Raw genomic sequence first — 18,614 nt, forward strand, 5'->3', positions numbered from 1 at the left:
TCACGCCTGCGCCACCGCGTCCTCGAGCGAGGCGAGCTCCTGGCCGCCGGCCATCAGGTCCTGCAGGCTCTCGTAGTCGATCTCGCCCTTCCGCGCCGTGCCGAGCGTCTGGCCACGGTTGAGCACGGTGAAGCGGTCGCCCACCGCGAGCGCGTGGCGGACGTTGTGGGTGATGAACACGACGCCGATGCCCTGCTTGCGCACCCGGGCGATGGTGGCGAGCACGTTCGCCGTCTGGCGCACGCCGAGCGCCGAGGTCGGCTCGTCGAGGATGAGCACCTTCGCGCCGAAATGCACCGCGCGGGCGATCGCCACCGTCTGGCGCTCGCCGCCCGACAGCGTGCCGACCGCCTGCTCGGGGCCGCGCAGGGCGATGCCCATCGCGCGCATCGCCTCCAGCGTCACCCGATTAGCGTGGGCGAAGTCGATGAACTTCAGCGGCCCGAAGCGCTTGACCGGCTCGCGGCCCATCCAGAAATTTCGCGTCACCGACATCAGCGGGATCATCGCCAGGTCCTGGTAGACCGTGGCGATCCCCGCCGCCATCGCCGCACGCGGGCTCTCGAGCACGGTGGGCCGTCCCGCGACCAGAATCTCGCCGCGGGTGGGCTGGTGGACGCCGGACATCGTCTTGATGAAGGTCGACTTGCCGGCGCCGTTGTCGCCGAGGAGGCAGTGCACCTCGCCGGGAAAGACGGAGAAGGACACGCCGTTCAGGGCGATGACGGGCCCGAAGTGCTTCTCGATGTCGCGCAGCTCGATGAGCGGGGTCGTCGTCATCAGCGCTCCCCCGTGATCAGGCGGCGCGTGTACGTGTTCATGATCACCGCGAGCAGCAACAGCACGCCGAGGAACACCCGGAACAGCGAGCTCTCGACGCCGGTGAAGAACAGCCCCTGCTGCACCACGCCGAAGATCAGGGCGCCGAGCGCCGCGCCGATCACCGTGCCGAAGCCGCCGGTGAGCAGAGCCCCGCCGATGACGACGCAGATGATCGCCTCGAATTCCTTGAGCAGCCCGCGATCCGCCGCCGCCGAGCCGAACTCCATCACCTGGCAGGTGGCGAAGACCGTGGCGCAGAAGGCGGTGAAGACGAACATCGAGATCTTCACCCGCTTCACGGGAACGCCGGTATAGCGCGCCGCCTGCGCGTCGCCGCCGGACGCGAAGATCCAGTTGCCGAAGGGCGTCTTCGTCAGGAGCACGTGGGCGAAGACGATGAGGACGACGGCCCAGACCATCATCATCGGGATGCCGTCGACGATCGGCTCGCCCGCGCGGGTGCCGCGGGTGAAGGTGGAGATCAGGCCCGCATCCGCCAGCCATACGAAGAGGCCGCCGAGGATCTTGCCGCCGAACAGCGGGGCGAGCCAGTCGCCCTGCGCCGCATCGCGCACGCCACCGACGATGGTCTGGCGGGTCGCGGAGATCGAGAGGAAGATGGTGAGCCCGCGCAGGATGAACAGCGAGGCGAGCGTGACGATGAAGGAGGGCAGGCCGGTCTTCACGACGATCCAGCCGTTCAGCGCGCCGATGATCATCGCGAGAACGAAGGCCGTGAGGATCGCGATCCAGATCGGATAGCCCCAGGCCACGCCCACGATCGCGATCACCATGCCCGAGAAGCCGATCATCGAGCCGACCGAGAGATCGAATTCGCCGGCGATCATCAGGAGGCAGGCGCCCACCGCGATGATCGCGAACTGCGCGGCGACGATGCCCCAGTTCATCACGCCCTCGGCGGAGAACATGCCGGTGTCGCGCGCCACGAGGAAGAAGAACACGAAGACCAGGAACGTGCCGCAGATCGCCCCGAGCTCGGGCCGCAGCATGGCCTTGCGCAGGGGCGACATGGGCTTGAGGCGCTCGTCGTGCATGGCGCCGCCCTCCAGGGTGCCGAGATGGGAGCCGGTGCCGGGGGGCGCGCCGCTCGCGCCCCCCCGCCGTCGCGTGCGTCGGGGATTGTCCCGGCTCAGCGGTACTCGCCGGCCAGCGCCTCGACCTGCTCGATGTTGGCCGCCGTGATGAAGCCCGGGCCGGAGTTGATGTGGCCCGACGGCAGCACGCCGTAGCGGCTGAGGTTCGTCAGGATGACGACGGGCAGGTAGCCCTGCAGGAAGGGCTGCTGGTCGATGGCGAAGTCGATCGTGCCGTCCTTGAGCGCCTGGGCGATCTCGCCGGACAGGTCGAACGTGCCGAAGAACATCTCGCCCGCGAGCCCGGCGTCCTGGAGCGCGGCGATGGTCGGGTGCGCCGAGGTGGGGCCGAGCGTGAGCACGGCCCCCGTCTCGGGGTTCGTGTTCAGGTACGCGGACACGCGGTTGCGGATCTCGCCGGGATCCTGGCCGGCGTCGATCATCTGGTCGCCGAGGTCGGTGCCGATCGCGTCGGCGAAGCCCTGGCAGCGCTCCACCGAGGCCGGGTTGGTGATGTAGTGGTTGACGCACAGGAACGACGAGACGCCCTCCGCCGCCGCGCGCTCGCCGGCCGCGAAGCCCGCGTCGTACTCCGGCTGGCCGACGTGCATCAGCGCGCCGAGCGCCTCGGACTGATCCTGCGTGCCCGAGTTGATGGTGATCACCGGGATGCCGCGATCGACGGCGTCCTGGATCGGACCCTGGAGCACGTCGAAATCGGCGATCGTGACGATGATCCCGTCCGGGCCGGAGGCCGCGGCCTGCTCGACGATTCGGGCCATGTCGGCGAGGTCGCCGGTGGTCGGGTTGCGGTACTCGACCGTGGCGCCCATCTGCTCGCCCGCCACCGCGATGGCGTTGCGGATCGTGTTCCACCAGCTGTCCGAATCGGGCGCGTGGCTGATCAGGACGAACCGCTCGCCCTCCGCCTGGGCGGGGGCGGCGAAGGCCGCGGTCGCCGCCACTGCGAGCGCGAGCGCCGAGATGGTGTGCTTCATGGTTTCCTCCCTTGGTCACGGCGATCCCGTGATCCGCCGAGCGTCGTCTGCGCGACGTCCCGAGCCGCCGTGCGGCCCCCTGTTGATCAGGGTGAAATGGAGCGTACATTCCATTCCGCGGCACGGCAAGTTCATTTCGGCCGAGATGGAACAGAAATTCCGCGCCGGATCCTCGCCCATCGGGGGAAGTTGATCGGCGGCGCAGCCGACGAGACGGGGGGTGCGCCGCGAGGCGCGCTTCGGCGAAGCCGAAATCCGCCGGCGTCGCACTGCGGGACCCCGCCCCTGATCCGCTTTCGCGGATCGTCCCCGCCCCAATGGGGCGGGAGCGCGCTCCTCCCTCATCGAGGGAGGTGGATCGGCGGCGAAGCCGACGAGACGGAGGGGGTGCGCCGCGAGGCGCCTTCGGCGCAGCCGAAATCTCCGCGGGCGTCGCGCAACGGGACCCCGCCCCTGATCCGCTCCGCGGATCGTCCCCGCGCCGAGCGGGCGGGACACGGTCAGCCGCCGTCGAGCGCCGCCCCCGTCGCGACCGCCAGCGTCGCTGCGAGGCAGAAGGTGGCGGCGAGCGAGCGGAAGGCGCCGAAGTCGAGCTCGTCGACGCCGAGCACCACGTCGGCATGGGGCGCGAGCGGGGAGAACTGGCTGTCGGTGATGGCGATCACCGAGAGGCCACGGGCCTTGGCGTGCTGCGCCAGCGCCACCGTCTCGGTCGTGTAGGGTGCGAAGGAGATGGCGAGCAGCGCGTCGTCGGCGGCGAGCATGCCGCCGTGGTCGAGGCGCCCCGCCATGTCGTGCAGCATGGTGGGCCGCCCCACCTTCTCGAAGGAATAGGCGAGATAGGCCGCCACCGAGAAGGCGCGGCGCAAGCCCACCACGTGGAGGATGCGCGCGGCCGCGAGCCGGCGCACCGCCTCCTGCAGCCGCTCCGGCTCCAGCGCCAGCGCCATGCGCGAGATCGAGCCGCGCGAGACCTCGGCGAATTCGGCGAGCACGCTCTCCGGGCTGCCGGCGCCGGCGGTCTTGAGCCGGGTGAGGCGCGTCGAGTAGTCCGGCCAGACGTTGGAGAGCCGCGCCCGGAAGACCCGCTGCATCTCCGAATAGCCGGAATAGCCGACGAGCTTCGAGAAGCGGATCATCGCGGACGGCGGCACCTCGGCGGCGGCCGCGGCCTCGGCCACCGTGTCGAAGGCGATGCGGTCGGGCTCGCGCAGCACGTAGGCGGCGCATTGGCGCAGGCGTTTGGGCAGCCCGTCGTGCATCGCCGCGAGGCGCTGGCGCAGGTCCTCGAAATCGCTCGGCGGGGTGGGCTTCATGCGGGGGGCTTCGTCTCGGTATCGGGCTGCCGGCACGCGTGCGCGCCGACCGCGGACCTTGACAGCCCCTGCGGCGGCGCGCAAGCATCGATGGAACGAAAATTCCATTTCTGCGGCGCGACCGCGGGCAGGGAGGTAGGCATGGCAATCCGTTTCGGGCTCCTCGGCGCGGGCCGCATCGGCAAGGTCCACGGCGCGGCGGTCGCAGCCGTCGAGGGCGCGCGGCTCGTCGCGGTCGCGGACCCGCTGGCGGAGGCGGCGGACGCGCTCGCCGGCGAGCACGGCGCCGCGGTGCGCACGATCGAGGCGATCGAGGCCGCCGACGACGTTGATGCCGTCATCGTCGCGACGCCGACCGACACCCATGCCGACCTCGTCGAGCGCTTCGCGCGTGCCGGCAAGGCGATCTTCTGCGAGAAGCCGATCGACCTCTCGCTCTCGCGCGTGCGCGCCTGCCTCGCGGTGGTGGAGGAGACCGGCACGCCGTTCATGCTGGGCTTCAACCGCCGCTTCGATCCATCCTTCATGGCGGTGAAGGCCGAGATCGCGGCGGGGCGGATCGGCGCGCCGGAGATGGCGACGCTGACCTCCCGCGACCCCGGTCCGCCGCCGATCGCCTACATCGAGGCCTCGGGCGGGATCTTCCGCGACATGACGATCCACGACTTCGACATGGCCCGCTTCCTGATGGGCGAGGAGATCGACCGGGTCACGGCCCGCGCGGCGGTGATGGTCGACCCGGCGATCGGCGAGGCGGGGGACTACGACAGCGCGAGCCTCGTGCTCGAGACGGCCACGGGCAAGCAGGTGATCGTCTCGAACTCGCGCCGCGCCGCCTACGGCTACGACCAGCGCATCGAGGTGCACGGCTCCAGGGGCATGATCGCGGCGGAAAACCAGCGCCCGGCCATGATCGAGGTCGCCGACGCACGCGGCTTCACCCGCCCGCCGCTCTTCGACTTCTTCATGACCCGCTACACGCAGGCCTACGCCAACGAGATCGCGGCGTTCGTCGCGGCGCTGCGCGACGGCACGCCGGTCGCGCCGGGCGGCGCCGACGGTCTCGCCGCGCTGATCCTGGCGGAGGCGGCGCTCCTCTCGGTGCGCGAGGGGCGCACCGTGGCGGTCTCGGAGATCGGCTGACGAGGAGGGGACCATGGTCGGGATCGGGCTGATCGGGACGGGGTTCATGGGCAAGTGCCACGCGCTCGCCTACCGGGCCGTGAGCGCGGTGTTCGGCGACGTGGCGGCGCCGCGCCTCGCCGTCCTGTGCGACACGCCGGCGGAGGCGGCCGTGCGCTTCGCGCGCCAGTTCGGCTTCGCGCGGGCGACCGACGATTGGCGCGATCTCGTCGTCGACCCGGCGGTCGACCTCGTGTCGATCACCACGCCCAACCGACTCCACTTCCAGATGGCGCTCGCGGCCTTGGCGGCGGGCAAGCACGTCTATTGCGAGAAGCCGCTCGGGCTGACGCTGGAGGAGGCCGAGGAGATGGCCGCCGCGGCGCAGGCGGCGGGAGTGGTCACCCAGGTCGGCTACAATTACCTCAAGAACCCCGCCTTCCTGCACGCGCAGAAGCTCGTCGCCGAGGGCGCGATCGGGCGCATCGTCCAGTTCCGCGGCGTGGTCGACGAGGACTACATGGCCGATCCGGCGCTGCCCTGGTCCTGGCGCTGCCGCGCCGAGGAGGCGGGGCTCGGCGCGCTGGGGGATCTGGGCTGCCACCTGGTGTCCCTGGCCCAGGCCCTGTGCGGGCCGATCGGCGCCGTGTGCGCCGACATGCAGACGGTCCACGCGACGCGGCCGATGCCGGACGGAGCGGGGGAGGGACCGGTCGAGAACGAGGACGTCGCCACCGCGCTCGTGCGCTTCGAGAGCGGCGTCTCGGGCGTGCTGACCACCTCGCGGGCCGCCTGGGGCCGCAAGGGGCGGCTCGCCTTCGAGGTGCACGGGTCGGCGGGGATGATCGCCTTCGACCAGGAGCGGATGAACGAGCTCCAGCTCTTCCAGGCCGAGCCCGACCGCTCGCGCCACGGCTTCCGCACGATCCTGAGCGGACCCGCGCACGAGCCCTACGGCGCCTTCACGCCGGCGCCCGGCCACGGGCTCGGCTTCAACGACCAGAAGACGATCGAGGTCGCGGGCCTGCTGCGCGCCATCGCCGGCGCGGGGCGCGCCTCGCCGGATTTCGCCGAGGCGTTGCGCATCGAGCGCGTGATTCACGCCATCGCCCGCTCCGCCCGCGAGGGGGGCGGCGGCTGGGTGCGCCTCCCGGCGTGAGGGCCGCGGGGGTTTTCCCGGACCCCCGCCCGCGTGCTACACGGGGGTCATGAGACGCCTGATCCTGTTCCGCCACGCCAAGTCCGCCTATCCCGACGGGGTGGAGGACCACGACCGTCCGCTGGACGAGCGCGGCCGCGCCGATGCCCCGCGCATGGGGGCCTACCTCGCCGCCGAGGCGCTCCTGCCCGATCTCGTGCTCGTCTCGTCCGCGCGGCGCACGCGGGAGACCTTCGCGCTCGCCGGCTCCGCGCTGGGACCGGTGGACACGCGTGAGGAGCCGCGCATCTACGAGGCGCCGGCGGAGCGCCTGCTGGGCGTCGTGCGCGAGACGCCCGATGCCGTGCGCACGCTCCTGCTCGTGGGCCACAATCCCGGCATGGAGGACCTCGCGTCCACGCTCGTCGGGTACGGTGACCGCTACGCCTTCGCGCGCCTGCAGCAGAAGTTTCCCACCGCCGCGATCGCGGTGATCGATCTCGAGGCCGAGCGCTGGTCCGAGGTGGTCGCCCGCGAGGGCCGAATGGAGCGCTTCGTGACGCCGAAGGGGCTCGCCACGACCGAGGGATGACCGGGCCGATTCCGGCTCCGCCGCCGATCCACCTCCCTCGATGGGGCCCCGATGGGGTAGGAGCGCTCCCGCCCCATCGGGGCGGGGACGGCGAGCGGAGCGAGCCAGGGGCGGGGTCCCGTGGCGCGAAGCCGGCCGGTTTTCGGCTCCGCCGAAGCGCCTGCCGGCGCACCCCCTCCGTCTCGTCGCCTTCGGCGCCGATCCACCTCCCCCGATGAGGGAGGAGCGGGGCGCTTGGGAAATCGCGCCCTCGTCCCTAAGTGAGGGCGAGCGTTCTCTCGTCTCACCGGTCCCACGCGCGTGCCCGCACCCTCCTTCGCCTCCAGCGCCTTCGACGTCCTCGCGAGCCTCGGGGACTACGCGTCGCGCACGGTCGACCCCGGCGTGCGCATCGGGGTGACCGGGCTCGCCCGCTCGGGCAAGACCGTGTTCACGACGGCGCTCGTGCACAATCTCGTGCAGAACGTCCCGCTGCCGGCCTTCCGGGCCTCGCACGAGGGCCGCATCCGCCGCGCACGGCTCGCGGCGCAGCCGGACGACGCGGTGCCGCGATTCGCCTACGAGGACAACCTGCGCATGCTCGCCGAGGAGCGCCGCTGGCCCGCCTCGACCTCGCGGGTGAGCGAGCTGCGAGTCGACATCGACTACGAGCGCGGGCGCGGCGCCTGGCGCTCGGGGCCGGCGCGGCTGCATCTCGACATCGTCGACTACCCCGGCGAATGGCTGCTCGACCTCGCGCTGCTCGACCAGGATTTCGGCGAATGGTCGCGCGAGGTGCTCGACGGCGCCGCGCGGCCCGACCGGGCGCCGCTCGCCGCGCCCTTCCTCGCGGCGCTCGCCGCGATCGATCCCGACGCCGAGCCCGACGAGCCGGCGATCGCCGGTCTCTCGGCGGCCTTCAAGGACTACCTCGTCGCGCTTCGCGCCGGGCCGGAGGCGGTGGCGACGACGCCGCCGGGGCGCTTCCTCATGCCGGGAGACCTCGAGGGCTCGCCGGCGCTCACCTTCGCCCCCCTGCGCCACGCCCCCGGTGCCCGCCCGAAGCCGAGGAGCCTCGGCGCGCTGATGGAGCGGCGCTTCGAGTCCTATCGCCATCACGTGGTGCGCCCGTTCTTCCGCGAGCATTTCCAGCGCATCGACCGGCAGATCGTCCTCGTCGACGTGCTCGCGGCGATCGATGGCGGCGCCGGCGCGCTGGCGGAGCTCGAGCGGGCGCTCGACCGGGTGCTGCTCGCCTTCCGGTCGGGACGCAACACGCTCGTCTCGCGCCTGTTCGCGCCGCGCGCCGAGCGCGTCCTGTTCGCGGCGACGAAGGCCGACCACGTCCATCAGACGAGCCACGCGCGGCTCGAGGCCGTGCTGCGCCTCCTCGTCGAGCGTGCGGTGAAGCGCGGCGAGGCGGCCGGCGCCAAGGTCGGCACCGTGGCGCTCGCCTCCGTGCGCGCCACCCTGGAGACGCTCGTCCACGAGCACGGCACCCGGCTCGAGGCGGTGGCCGGCGTGCCGGAGGCCGGCGAGACGATCGACGGCGCGGTCTTCGACGGAAACACCCGCGCCGCCGTCTTCCCCGGCGAGCTGCCCGAGCGGGCGGCGGCGGTACTGGAGGGCGCCGTGCCGCCGGGGAGCCTGCGCTTCCCGCGCTTTCGCCCGCCCGAGCCGAAGCCGGACCCGGCCGGACGCGCGCCGCGCCTGCCGCACATCCGGCTCGACCGGGCGATCGAGTTCCTGATCGGCGACCGCCTGGCCTGAGGAGAGCGCACGCACATGTCCCGCAAGCCCCGCGCCTTCCGCCTGGACGACCCCGACGTCGCCGAGACGCGCCTCGGCGAGGAGGCCGACCGCCCCGCCCGCGTGCGCGTCGAGATCCAGCCCGACGAGATCCTCGAGGCCGCCGACGGCACGCCGGTGCCGATGGGCCGCAAGCGCGGCCTGCCGTGGGGCGGCATCCTGCTGTCGGCGCTCTGCGCCCTCGTGCTGCTGGCGCTGGGCCTCGCGGCCGAGAACCTCGTGCGCGGCCTGTTCGAGGTCGCGCCGTGGCTCGGCTGGGCGGGGCTCGCCGCGCTCGCGCTCGCGCTCGTCGCGCTCGCGGTGCTGGTGGGGCGCGAGGTCGCCGGGCTGCTGCGCGAGAAGAAGATCGAGGATCTGCGCGCGCGTGCGCTCTCCGCCCGCGAGGCCCGCGACGGCGAGGCGGCGAAGCGGGTCGTCGCGGAGATCGTCGCGCTCTACGCGGCGCGCCCGGAGACCGCGCGCGCCCGCGGCCGCATCGCCGAGGTCGCCGACGAGATCCTCGACGCCGAGGACCGTCTCGCCATCGCCGAGCGGGAGTTGCTCGCCGATCTCGACGACCGCGCCGCCCGCGCGGTGGCGGACGCGGCCAAGCAGGTCTCCCTCGTCACCGCGCTCTCTCCGCGCGCGGCGATCGACGTCGGTTTCGTGATCTTCAACGCCGCGCGCGTGCTGCGACGAGTCTCGGCGATCTACGGCGCCCGGCCCGGCACCCTGGGCTTCCTGCGCCTGATGCGCGCGGCGCTGACGCACCTCACGGTGACCGGCGGCGTCGCATTGGGCGACGGGCTGATGCAGCAGGCGCTGGGGCTCGGCATCGCCGCGCGGATCTCGGCGCGGCTGGGGGAGGGCGTGCTCAACGGCATCATGACCGCCCGCTTCGGGCTGGCCGCCATCGCGGTCTGCCGCCCGCTTCCGTTCGTGGCGCTGGAGCGCCCGAAGATCGGCGACGTGGCGGGGGAGCTGATCCCGAAGCGGGTGGTGGAGGAGGCGAAGGGGTAGCGGGCCGCCCGTCCCCTTCGAGGAACGCGCCCGCTTCACCCCTCCATCACGCGCCCCTCGTTGGGGGCGAGCCGCTCCGCGGCGGGCGCACCGGCCCGGGTCGAGAGCAGCACGGCGCCGCGGTGCCCGAGCGGCCGTTCGGCATCCGAGAAGTTCAGCGCCACGACGAGCCGCCGCGCGCCGTGCCGTCGCTCGAAGACGAGCACGTCGTCGGACGCGGACAGCGTGCGATACGCCCCCAGCGACAGCGCCGGCTCGGCGCGGCGCAGCGCGGTCAGGCGGCGGTAGAGCGCGAGCATCGATTCGGGGTCGCGCTCCTGGGCGGAGACCGGCGCGGCGCCGCCGATGGGGAGCCAGGGCACACCCGTGGTGAAGCCGGCGTTCGACCCCTCGTCCCAGGGGATCGGCGTGCGCACGGGATCGCGGCCGAGGCCCTGGCCGGGGGCGTTCTTCTCCATCGGGTCGTGGACCATGCCCGGCGGGATCGGCACGTCGACCATGCCGAGCTCCTCGCCCTGGTAGATCGTGGGCGTGCCGCGCAGCGTGAGGAGCAGCATGGCCGCGACGCGTGCCTGCGCGGGGCCGATGCGCCCGGCGATGCGCGGGCGGTCGTGGTTGCCCATCACCCAATTGGGCCAGGCGCCCGCCGGCAGCGCCGCCTCGTAGCCCTCGACCATGCGTGCGATGCTCGCGGCGTTCCAGTCCGCGAAGATCAGCTGGAAGTTGAACGGCAGCTGGAAGCCGTCGAGCCCCTCGCCGCCGTAGTACGCCATCACCTCCGCGAGCGTGCCGTAGGCTTCGCCGATCAGGAGCCGCTCGGGCGCGTAGTCCCGCGCGACCCGCCGCATGGCGCGGGCGGCGTCGAACACTTCCGGCTGGTGGGCCGTGTAGGCGCGCTGCAGCGCGCGGGCCTCCTGCATGCCGGGCCGCCACGCCGGGTCCGGCGGGTTGTCGGTGAGGGCGGCGGAGGGGACGAGATGCTCCACCGCGTCCACGCGGAAGCCGTCGACGCCCCGATCGAACCAGAAGCGCATCACGTCGAGCATGGCCGCCTGGACCGCGGGGTTGCGCCAGTTCAGCGCCGGCTGCTCGCGCAGGTAGATGTGCAGCCAATATTGGCCGGTCGCCTCGTCGAGGCTCCAGGCCGGCCCGCCGAACTCCGACAGCCAATTGTTCGGCGGCCAGCCGCCGGGCGCCGGGTCGGCCCAGACGTACCAGTCGCGCTTGGCGCTCTGGCGAGAGGCGCGGCTCTCGCGGAACCACGGATGCGCATCCGAGGTGTGGCTCGGCACGAAGTCGAGCAGCAGCTTCAGGCCGCGCGCGTGCGCGGCGGCGACGAGATCGTCGAAATCGGTGAGCGTGCCGAAGATCGGGTCGACGGCGCAATAATCCGAGACGTCGTAGCCGAAGTCCCGCATCGGCGAGGGATAGAACGGCGAGATCCAGATCGCGTCGACGCCCAGCGCGACCACGTGGTCGAGGCGGCGCGCGATGCCGGCGAGGTCGCCGACGCCGTCGCCGGTCGTGTCCTGGTAGGAGCGCGGGTAGATCTGGTAGACGACGGCGCTTCGCCACCAGGGCGTGGCGTCGGGGCTGTGCGTCATGCACGCGGCTCCGGCATGAGGTTATTCGGGATTGCACCCCGCATAGGCGATCGGGCGCGTCGATGCCAGGGAAAATCGATCCAAACTGCGGCGCGGGTCGGCGCGGTAGACGAGGGCGTCGAAGCGGCGGCCCGCGCGCGGCTCCTCCTCCGCCCGCCACCACGCGTCCGCCCCCGCAGCCATGGGCCGAGTCATCGTCGAGAATCGACACGAATGTGAGCGCAACAGCGAAGATGCCCCCGGGTCTCCCCGGGGGCCTCCGCGTTCGTCGCGTCTCGCGTGTCGGTGACGCGGGACGAGCGCCGGGCTCAGAAGCCCATGTCGCCCATGCCGCCCATGCCGCCCATGCCGCCGCCGCCACCGCCGCCGCCGGCGGACTCGCGCTTGGGCGCCTCGGCGATCATCGCCTCGGTGGTGATCAGCAGGCCCGCCACGGAGGCGGCGTCCTGGAGCGCGGTGCGCACGACCTTGGCGGGGTCGACGATGCCGGCCTGCAGCATGTCGACGTACTCCTCGGTCTGGGCGTTGAAGCCGTAGGTCTCGGAGGCGTTGTCCTGGATCTTGCCCACGACGATCGAGCCCTCGACGCCCGAGTTCTCGGCGATCTGGCGGATCGGCGCCTCGAGCGCGCGCAGCACGATCTTGATGCCGGCGCGGATGTCCGGGTTGTCCGAGGTGAGCTTCTCGACCGCCTTCTTGGCGCGCAGCAGCGCGGTGCCGCCGCCGGGGACGATGCCTTCCTCGACCGCCGCGCGGGTGGCGTTCAGCGCGTCGTCGACGCGGTCCTTCTTCTCCTTGACCTCGACCTCGGTCGCACCGCCGACGCGGATGACGGCCACGCCGCCCGCGAGCTTGGCGAGACGCTCCTGGAGCTTCTCACGGTCGTAGTCCGAGGAGGTCTCCTCGATCTGCGCCTTGATCTGCTGGACGCGGGCCTCGATGTCGTCCTTCGAGCCGGCGCCGTCGATGATCGTGGTGTTCTCCTTCTCGATGCGCACGCGCTTGGCGCGGCCGAGCATGTCGAGCGTCACGTTCTCGAGCTTGATGCCGAGGTCCTCGGAGACGGCGGTGCCGCCGGTGAGGATGGCGATGTCCTCGAGCATGGCCTTGCGGCGATCGCCGAAGCCCGGAGCCTTGACGGCCGCGACCTTGAGGCCGCCGCGCAGCTTGTTGACGACGAGCGTGGCGAGCGCCTCGCCCTCGATGTCCTCGGCGACGATCAGCAGCGGCTTGCCCGACTGCACGACCGACTCGAGGATCGGCAGCATCGCCTGGAGCGAGGAGAGCTTCTTCTCGTGGATGAGGATGTAGGGATCGTCGAGTTCGGCGATCATCTTCTCCGCGTTCGTGATGAAGTACGGGGAGAGATAGCCGCGATCGAACTGCATGCCCTCGACGATGTCGACCTCGGTCTCGGCGGTCTTCGCCTCCTCGACCGTGATGACGCCCTCGTTGCCGACCTTCTGCATGGCGTTGGCGATCATCTCGCCGATCAGCGCGTCGCCGTTGGCGGAGATGGTGCCGACCTGAGCGACCTCGCCGGTCGAGGCGACCTTGCGGGCGCGGGCCTGGATGTCGGCGACCGCCGCGGCGGTGGCCATGTCGACGCCGCGCTTGAGGTCCATCGGGTTCATGCCCGCGGCCACCGCCTTGGCGCCCTCCTTGACGATCGACTGGGCGAGAACGGTCGCGGTCGTCGTGCCGTCGCCGGCGAGGTCGTTGGTCTTCGAGGCCACTTCGCGCACCATCTGCGCGCCCATGTTCTCGAACTTGTCGGCGAGCTCGATCTCCTTGGCGACGGTGACGCCGTCCTTGGTGATGCGCGGGGCGCCGAACGACTTCTCGATGACGACGTTGCGGCCCTTCGGGCCGAGCGTCACCTTCACCGCGTCGGCGAGAATGTCGACGCCGCGCAGCATGCGCTCGCGGGCGTCGGCCGAGAACTTCACTTCCTTGGCTGCCATGTGCTCAAATCCTCGAGTATGCGGCCTCGGGGCGGCTCGGGAGGAGCCGACGCGCGCGAGGCCCGGTCAACGGACGGGGCGGCGGACCGCGCGCCTCAGGCGGCGACGACGCCCATGATGTCGCTCTCCTTCATGATGAGGAGATCCTGGCCGTCGATGCGCACCTCGGTGCCCGACCACTTGCCGAAGAGCACGCGGTCGCCGGCCTTGACGTCGAGCGGCTGGACCTTGCCGGTCTCGTCGCGGGCGCCGGGGCCCACCGCCACGATCTCGCCCTCCTGGGGCTTCTCCTTGGCGGTGTCGGGGATGATGATCCCGCCCTTCGTCTTCTCCTCCGCCTCGATACGGCGGACGACGACGCGGTCGTGCAGGGGACGGAAGTTCATGGATGGCGTCCTCTATGCAGGCGGGGCGCGGTCGGATAGAACACGCCCGCCGTCAGGGTTGCTCGTGGCTGTTGGCACTCACGCGAAGGGAGTGCCAAAGCATGCTCGCGAGATAGGCGGGTTGGGGCGTCGTGTCAAGGACGACACGCCTATCGCCGCGACGCCACCACAGCCCCCGCCACGATCAGCCCCGCGCCGGCGAGCGTCGCCCAGCCCGGCACCTCCCCGAACATCACGAGCCCCAGGGCCGCCGCCCAGACGAGCGCGGTGTAGTCGATCGGCGCGATGCGGGCGGCTTCCGCCGAGCGGAAGGCGCGGGCCAAGAGCAGGTGGCCGCCGACGCCCAGCGTGCCGACGAGGCAGAACAGGAGGGCGAGGTCGCCGGTCAGGGGCTCCCAGACGACGGCGGCGGGGCCCGCGAGCACGAGGGCGGGGAACAGGTGCTGCAGCGCCACGATGGTGACGACGCCGTCGATGCGCGCGCGGGCGCGCACCAGCACCATGGCCAGCGCGTAGAACACCGCCGCGGCCAGCCCCGCGGCGACGCCGATCGGATCGAGCGTCACGCCGGACGCGAAACCACGAGAGAAGCCTCCCTGGCCGAACACGATCACCAGCATGCCGGCGAAGCCGATCGCGAGCGCGGCGAGCGCGCGGGCGCCGACCCGCTCCTTCAGGATCAGCGCGCCGAACAGCGCCATGAAGCCCGGCGCGAGGAACGACAGCGCCGTCGCCTCCGCGAGCGGCAGGCGGGAGAGGGCGGTGAAGAAGCTCAGGCCGGTCGCCACCACGAGGAGCCCGCGCACGAAGTTGATCCGCAGCGTCTCCCAGGAGGGGACCCGCGGTCGCGTCCACGCCACCACCGCCGCGATCGCGAACGCCCCGAAGGCGAAGCGCAGGAACGTGACCTGCACGACCGGCAGGCTGGCGGTCGCGAGCTTCACGGCCGCGTCCATCGCCGACAGGAGCCCGATGCCGAGCACCGCGTCGCGGATCGCGCGGGGGAGGGAGGCGGGGGCCGCGTCGCGGCCGGTGGGGGCGGGCATGGGGGACGGGGTCCGGTTGGCGAGGCGACCTTCTCGCACGCACCGGGCCGACGCGTAAGGCCTCCGCGGCCGCTCACGTGGAGATCGTTCGCCGCCACCGCTCCGGCGTGATCCCGAAGGCCGCCTTGAACTGCCGCGTCATGTGGCTCTGGTCGGCGAAGCCGGCGGCCAGCGCGGCCTCCGCCAGCGGGGTGCCGGTGCGGATCGCGACGCGGGCCTGCTCGAGGCGGCGCATGACGAGGTAGCGGTGGGGGCTCGTGCCGTAGCGGCCGCGGAACTGGCGGGCGAACGTGTAGCGGTCGAGACCCGTGAGAGCTTCGAGCGCCTGCGAGCGGACGGGCTCGCCCGCCGCGGTGGCGTGGGCGGCGAGGTGGTCGCGGGCTCTCTCCAGGGCGGCGGCGATGCCGGGCCGCGCGGGGCGTCGCACCGCCGACGGGTCGAGGGCGACGAGGGAGTCGGCGAGCGCCGCCAGCGCGGCATCCGCGGCGAGCGGCTCCAGCGGCGCGTCGAGATCGGCGAGGAGGCCTCTCACGGCGGCGACGAGGCGCGGGTCGCGCGAGACGGGATCGCGCAGGAAGGGCAGGGCGCCGAGCGCTTCCCCCGCCGCCTCGCGCACGAGCCGGGGCTCGACGTAGGCCATGCGGTAGGCGAAGCCGGCCTCGTCGCCCGCGCGCCCGTCGTGGCGCTCGTCGGGATGGATGACCAGCGCGCAGCCGGTGCGCCCGTCCGCCCGGGTGCCGCGGTAGTCGAAGCTCTGAACGCCGCCGAGCGTGAGCCCGATCGCGTAGGAATCGTGCCGGTGCGGTTCGTAGGCGCGGCCGGCGAAGCGCGCGGCGATGCGCTCGACGCCCGGCGCGCCGGTGCCGAGCCGAATCGCATCGCGCGCGGTCGCGCACGATCGTTCAAGACCGCCCTGCGAGGCGTGGGGCATGGGCGAGGCTCCGATCGCGCTTCGACAGGAGACGAGCATGCCCGACGAGACCACGCACGCAAAGGCCCGAGGTGCCGGCTCCGCCGCGGACGCGCCCCTCGCCACCTATGCCCAGCTCGCGCTGGCGACCCTGCTCTGGGCAGGGGTGTTCGTGGCCGGCAAGATCGCGCTCGAGGTGCTCGACCCGGTCTTCCTCGCGGCGGCGCGGTTCGCGGTAGGGGCGCTGGCGGTCGGGGTGGTCGTCGTGGCGACTCGGCGCGTCGCGCGGGCGAGCGCGACGGAGCTCGCGCTCTTCGCGCGCATCGGCTTCCTCGGCGTGTTCGCCTACAACATCCTGTTCACGATCGCGCTCGACCTGTCGACGCCGCTCCACGGCCTCGTGATCATCGCCACCACGCCGGCCTGGACGGCGGCGCTCTCGCTCGTCCTGCTCCGCCTGCCCGTGCGAGGTGCCCAGGCTCTCGGCTTCGCCTGCGCCTTCGCGGCGGTGCTCGTCGTCGTCGCGTCGGAGGCGCGGGAGGCGGGATGGAGGCTCGCGGCGGGGACGCTGTCGGGCGACCTCCTCTTCGTCGCCGCCGCCGTCGTCTGGGCGCTCTACACGATCGCGGTGAAGCGGGCGCTGGCGGTTCATTCGGCGAACGTCCTCACCGGCTGGAGCCTCGTCCTCGGTGCTCTGATGCTGGCGCCCGCGGCCGTGTTCGCCACGAACGTCCCCGCGGAGATCGCCGCGATGCGGCCCTTCGACGTCGCCGCCGTGCTCTACATGGGCGTGCTCGCCACCCTCGTCGCATTCTGGCTCTGGTCGCGCGGTGTAGCCGACATCGGGCCGGCGCGGGCGTCGGTGTTCCTCAACCTCGTCCCGATCTGGGGTGCCGCGATGACGGCGATCGCCTTCGCGACGCTGCCGTCGCCCACGATCCTCGCCGCGATCGCGTTGGCCATCGCGGGAGTGGTCCTGGTCCAGACGGGTGGCCGCCGGGGGTAGACGCCGCGGGGCCTGCCATGCTGGGCTCGCTGCGATGAGTCCAAGCAGGCCGGCCCGATGTCCCTCGCCCCGCTCCTCGCCGCCCCGACCCTCGTCCAGGTCCACGCCTTCGCGGCCATCGCCGCGCTCCTGCTGGGCGTTTTCCAGCTGCGCCGCCCGAAGGGCGGCGGCGGGCACCGGCTCGTCGGCTGGATCTGGGTCTCGCTCATGCTGATCGTGGCGATCTCGTCCTTCGGGTTCGTCTACGACCCGCTGATCGCCGGATTCTCGTGGATCCACGGCCTCTCGGCCTTCACCGTCGTGATGGTGACCATGGGCGTCGTGGAGGCGCGGCGGCAGAGGGTGGCGGCACACCGCACGACGATGATCATGCTGTTCTGGTTCGCCCTCGTGCTCACCGGTGCGTTCACGCTGCTGCCGGGGCGAATCATGCACGCGGTCGTCTTCGGCGGGTGATCGTGCGCTCAACCGGCGCGGGCGATCCGCCTGCGGTTGGCGCGCACGCGCCGCCGGTAGAGCCGCACCACGTCCTCCGCGGTGGCGGGGCCGCGGCCGGTGAGGGCCGCGCGGGCGACGAGGTAGTGCGCGTCGGCCAGCGCACCGAGCTTCTCCGGCACCATCAGCCCGGCTTCGCGCGCGGCGGGCAGCGCGCCCGTCGCCATCCCGAAGAGGCGCAGACCCACGACCGCCTGCGATTCGAGCCCGAGCCGCGTCGTGGCGAGCCAGAGGTCGAGCCAGGGGCGCTGGAGGCGGGCGAAGGAGGCGAGGGCGGTGCGGGTCATCGGGTCGGTCTCTCGGGGGAGCGCGCCGGCGGGCGCGCGGCCTGCGCGAACCCGCGGCGGCGGGTAAGGTTCGGCTCGCGGGAGCCTAACCGTTCCCGCGCCGTCGCGCGAGGCTCATCCGAGCCGGTGTCCCATGCGCCCGGCGAGGTCCTGGATGAACTGCCAGGCGGTGCGCCCCGAGCGCGCGCCGCGCGTCGTCGCCCATTCGAGCGCCTCCCGCCGTACGGCGTCGCGGTCCGCCGCGTGGAGCCCGAGCGCGTCGCGATAGCCGAAGACCATGGCGAGGTACTCGTCCTGCGAGCACTTGTGGAAGCCGAGCCAGAGCCCGAACCGGTCCGACAGCGAGACCTTCTCCTCCACCGCCTCGCCGGGGTTGATGGCGGTCGCGCGCTCGTTGTCGACCATGTCGCGCGGCATCAGGTGGCGGCGGTTCGAGGTGGCGTAGAACAGCACGTTCTCGGGCCGGCCCTCGACGCCGCCCTCGAGCACCGCCTTCAGCGCCTTGTAGGAGGTGTCGTCGGCGTCGAACGAGAGGTCGTCGCAGAAGACGACGAAGCGGTGCGCGTCCGCGCGCACGAGGTTCATCAGGTCGGGCAGGCTCTCGATGTCCTCGCGGTGGATCTCGACGAGCTTGAGCGGGGTGCGCGACCCGCGCCGCTCGTTGACCTCGGCGTGGACCGCCTTGACGAGCGAGGACTTGCCCATGCCGCGCGCGCCCCACAGGAGCGCGTTGTTCGCCGGCAGACCGTCCGCGAAGCGCCGCGTGTTGTCGAGGAGTGTGTCGCGGACCCGGTCGATGCCGTGAAGCAGCGCGAGCGGAACGCGGTTGACCTTCGCGACGGGAGCGAGGCGGCCGCGGTCCGGCTTCCAGACGAAGGCGTCCGCCGCCGTCGGGTCGAAGGCGGCGGGCGGCGGCGGGGCGAGCCGCTCCAGCGCCTCCGCGATGCGGCGGGCGAGGCTCGCGAGCTCTGCTGCGTCTGGCGTGTCTGCGGTCATCCGGATGCGCTCCCTGGCGCGCTGCGCATCCGGTGCTTAGCCGAGCCGGGA

18 protein-coding genes are annotated in these 18,614 nt (G+C 72.5%); 7 read left to right on the top strand and 11 right to left on the bottom strand.

The window, feature by feature from the left end; genetic code table 11:
• From AB9M23_RS18345 to AB9M23_RS18360, 4 genes are all read right to left on the bottom strand, one after another.
• The gene (locus AB9M23_RS18345; RefSeq protein ID WP_372426031.1) at positions 1-780 is read right to left on the bottom strand and encodes an ATP-binding cassette domain-containing protein; all 780 of its coding nucleotides are present in this window, start codon (positions 778-780) and stop codon (positions 1-3) included.
• A complete protein-coding gene (locus AB9M23_RS18350) occupies positions 780-1,877 on the bottom strand; it encodes an ABC transporter permease (protein WP_372426032.1) in 1,098 nt (365 codons plus the stop codon). Before AB9M23_RS18350 ends, AB9M23_RS18345 begins: the two co-directional genes overlap by 1 nt.
• Before the next feature lie 95 nt (positions 1,878-1,972).
• On the bottom strand, positions 1,973-2,914 hold the full coding sequence (locus AB9M23_RS18355; protein ID WP_372426033.1) for a sugar ABC transporter substrate-binding protein: 942 nt from the start codon (positions 2,912-2,914) through the stop codon (positions 1,973-1,975).
• A gap of 500 nt (positions 2,915-3,414) precedes the next feature.
• Positions 3,415-4,230: a MurR/RpiR family transcriptional regulator gene (locus tag AB9M23_RS18360; RefSeq protein ID WP_372426034.1), complete on the bottom strand. Its 816-nt coding sequence runs from the start codon at positions 4,228-4,230 to the stop codon at positions 3,415-3,417.
• A 141-nt stretch (positions 4,231-4,371) separates the two neighbouring features.
• Here AB9M23_RS18360 and iolG point away from each other — a divergent pair, with 141 nt between their 5' ends.
• From iolG to AB9M23_RS18385, 5 genes are all read left to right on the top strand, one after another.
• The gene (gene iolG / locus AB9M23_RS18365; protein ID WP_372426035.1) at positions 4,372-5,373 is read left to right on the top strand and encodes an inositol 2-dehydrogenase; all 1,002 of its coding nucleotides are present in this window, start codon (positions 4,372-4,374) and stop codon (positions 5,371-5,373) included.
• A gap of 13 nt (positions 5,374-5,386) precedes the next feature.
• The gene (locus AB9M23_RS18370) at positions 5,387-6,511 is read left to right on the top strand and encodes a Gfo/Idh/MocA family protein (protein WP_372426036.1); all 1,125 of its coding nucleotides are present in this window, start codon (positions 5,387-5,389) and stop codon (positions 6,509-6,511) included.
• Between the two features lie 49 nt (positions 6,512-6,560).
• The gene (locus tag AB9M23_RS18375; protein ID WP_372426037.1) at positions 6,561-7,082 is read left to right on the top strand and encodes a SixA phosphatase family protein; all 522 of its coding nucleotides are present in this window, start codon (positions 6,561-6,563) and stop codon (positions 7,080-7,082) included.
• A gap of 300 nt (positions 7,083-7,382) precedes the next feature.
• Positions 7,383-8,831 carry a YcjX family GTP-binding protein gene (locus tag AB9M23_RS18380; RefSeq protein WP_372426038.1) on the top strand — a complete coding sequence of 483 codons (1,449 nt, stop codon included), beginning with the start codon at positions 7,383-7,385 and terminating at the stop codon, positions 8,829-8,831.
• A gap of 15 nt (positions 8,832-8,846) precedes the next feature.
• Positions 8,847-9,869, top strand: coding sequence for a YcjF family protein (locus AB9M23_RS18385; RefSeq protein WP_372426039.1), 1,023 nt, complete (start codon positions 8,847-8,849; stop codon positions 9,867-9,869).
• 35 nt (positions 9,870-9,904) lie between these two features.
• On the opposite strand, the gene AB9M23_RS18390 is transcribed toward AB9M23_RS18385, so the two are convergent.
• The 5 genes from AB9M23_RS18390 to AB9M23_RS18410 form a co-directional block, all read right to left on the bottom strand.
• The gene (locus AB9M23_RS18390; RefSeq protein WP_372426040.1) at positions 9,905-11,473 is read right to left on the bottom strand and encodes an alpha-amylase family glycosyl hydrolase; all 1,569 of its coding nucleotides are present in this window, start codon (positions 11,471-11,473) and stop codon (positions 9,905-9,907) included.
• Positions 11,474-11,781: 308 nt separating this feature from the next.
• Positions 11,782-13,437, bottom strand: a complete 1,656-nt coding sequence (gene groL / locus AB9M23_RS18395) for a chaperonin GroEL (RefSeq protein ID WP_372426041.1) — start codon at positions 13,435-13,437, stop codon at positions 11,782-11,784.
• Between the two features lie 95 nt (positions 13,438-13,532).
• The gene (gene groES, locus AB9M23_RS18400; protein ID WP_029031320.1) at positions 13,533-13,823 is read right to left on the bottom strand and encodes a co-chaperone GroES; all 291 of its coding nucleotides are present in this window, start codon (positions 13,821-13,823) and stop codon (positions 13,533-13,535) included.
• A 149-nt stretch (positions 13,824-13,972) separates the two neighbouring features.
• The gene (locus AB9M23_RS18405) at positions 13,973-14,869 is read right to left on the bottom strand and encodes a DMT family transporter (RefSeq protein WP_372426042.1); all 897 of its coding nucleotides are present in this window, start codon (positions 14,867-14,869) and stop codon (positions 13,973-13,975) included.
• Positions 14,870-14,942: 73 nt separating this feature from the next.
• A complete protein-coding gene (locus AB9M23_RS18410) occupies positions 14,943-15,800 on the bottom strand; it encodes an AraC family transcriptional regulator (protein ID WP_372426043.1) in 858 nt (285 codons plus the stop codon).
• 37 nt (positions 15,801-15,837) lie between these two features.
• Here AB9M23_RS18410 and AB9M23_RS18415 point away from each other — a divergent pair, with 37 nt between their 5' ends.
• A complete protein-coding gene (locus AB9M23_RS18415) occupies positions 15,838-16,785 on the top strand; it encodes a DMT family transporter (protein ID WP_372426044.1) in 948 nt (315 codons plus the stop codon).
• A 57-nt stretch (positions 16,786-16,842) separates the two neighbouring features.
• Positions 16,843-17,241, top strand: coding sequence for a DUF2306 domain-containing protein (locus tag AB9M23_RS18420; protein ID WP_372426045.1), 399 nt, complete (start codon positions 16,843-16,845; stop codon positions 17,239-17,241).
• An 8-nt stretch (positions 17,242-17,249) separates the two neighbouring features.
• On the opposite strand, the gene AB9M23_RS18425 is transcribed toward AB9M23_RS18420, so the two are convergent.
• Positions 17,250-17,567, bottom strand: a complete 318-nt coding sequence (locus tag AB9M23_RS18425; RefSeq protein WP_372426046.1) for a hypothetical protein — start codon at positions 17,565-17,567, stop codon at positions 17,250-17,252.
• A 114-nt stretch (positions 17,568-17,681) separates the two neighbouring features.
• On the bottom strand, positions 17,682-18,563 hold the full coding sequence (locus AB9M23_RS18430) for an ATP-binding protein (RefSeq protein ID WP_372426047.1): 882 nt from the start codon (positions 18,561-18,563) through the stop codon (positions 17,682-17,684).
• Positions 18,564-18,614: the final 51 nt, after the last annotated feature.

The sequence above is a fragment of the Salinarimonas chemoclinalis genome (assembly GCF_041514305.1).
In the GTDB taxonomy this organism is placed as follows: Bacteria; Pseudomonadota; Alphaproteobacteria; order Rhizobiales; family Beijerinckiaceae; genus Salinarimonas; species Salinarimonas chemoclinalis.

Bases quoted from the DNA above. Each gene is read 5' to 3' on its own strand.
- AB9M23_RS18345 (WP_372426031.1), bottom strand. From the start codon at position 780: ATGACGACGACCCCGCTCATCGAGCTGCGCGACATCGAGAAGCACTTC.
- AB9M23_RS18350 (WP_372426032.1), bottom strand. From the start codon at position 1,877: ATGCACGACGAGCGCCTCAAGCCCATGTCGCCCCTGCGCAAGGCCATG.
- AB9M23_RS18355 (WP_372426033.1), bottom strand. From the start codon at position 2,914: ATGAAGCACACCATCTCGGCGCTCGCGCTCGCAGTGGCGGCGACCGCG.
- AB9M23_RS18360 (WP_372426034.1), bottom strand. From the start codon at position 4,230: ATGAAGCCCACCCCGCCGAGCGATTTCGAGGACCTGCGCCAGCGCCTC.
- iolG (WP_372426035.1), top strand. From the start codon at position 4,372: ATGGCAATCCGTTTCGGGCTCCTCGGCGCGGGCCGCATCGGCAAGGTC.
- AB9M23_RS18370 (WP_372426036.1), top strand. From the start codon at position 5,387: ATGGTCGGGATCGGGCTGATCGGGACGGGGTTCATGGGCAAGTGCCAC.
- AB9M23_RS18375 (WP_372426037.1), top strand. From the start codon at position 6,561: ATGAGACGCCTGATCCTGTTCCGCCACGCCAAGTCCGCCTATCCCGAC.
- AB9M23_RS18385 (WP_372426039.1), top strand. From the start codon at position 8,847: ATGTCCCGCAAGCCCCGCGCCTTCCGCCTGGACGACCCCGACGTCGCC.
- AB9M23_RS18390 (WP_372426040.1), bottom strand. From the start codon at position 11,473: ATGACGCACAGCCCCGACGCCACGCCCTGGTGGCGAAGCGCCGTCGTC.
- groL (WP_372426041.1), bottom strand. From the start codon at position 13,437: ATGGCAGCCAAGGAAGTGAAGTTCTCGGCCGACGCCCGCGAGCGCATG.
- groES (WP_029031320.1), bottom strand. From the start codon at position 13,823: ATGAACTTCCGTCCCCTGCACGACCGCGTCGTCGTCCGCCGTATCGAG.
- AB9M23_RS18405 (WP_372426042.1), bottom strand. From the start codon at position 14,869: ATGCCCGCCCCCACCGGCCGCGACGCGGCCCCCGCCTCCCTCCCCCGC.
- AB9M23_RS18410 (WP_372426043.1), bottom strand. From the start codon at position 15,800: ATGCCCCACGCCTCGCAGGGCGGTCTTGAACGATCGTGCGCGACCGCG.
- AB9M23_RS18415 (WP_372426044.1), top strand. From the start codon at position 15,838: ATGCCCGACGAGACCACGCACGCAAAGGCCCGAGGTGCCGGCTCCGCC.
- AB9M23_RS18420 (WP_372426045.1), top strand. From the start codon at position 16,843: ATGTCCCTCGCCCCGCTCCTCGCCGCCCCGACCCTCGTCCAGGTCCAC.
- AB9M23_RS18425 (WP_372426046.1), bottom strand. From the start codon at position 17,567: ATGACCCGCACCGCCCTCGCCTCCTTCGCCCGCCTCCAGCGCCCCTGG.
- AB9M23_RS18430 (WP_372426047.1), bottom strand. From the start codon at position 18,563: ATGACCGCAGACACGCCAGACGCAGCAGAGCTCGCGAGCCTCGCCCGC.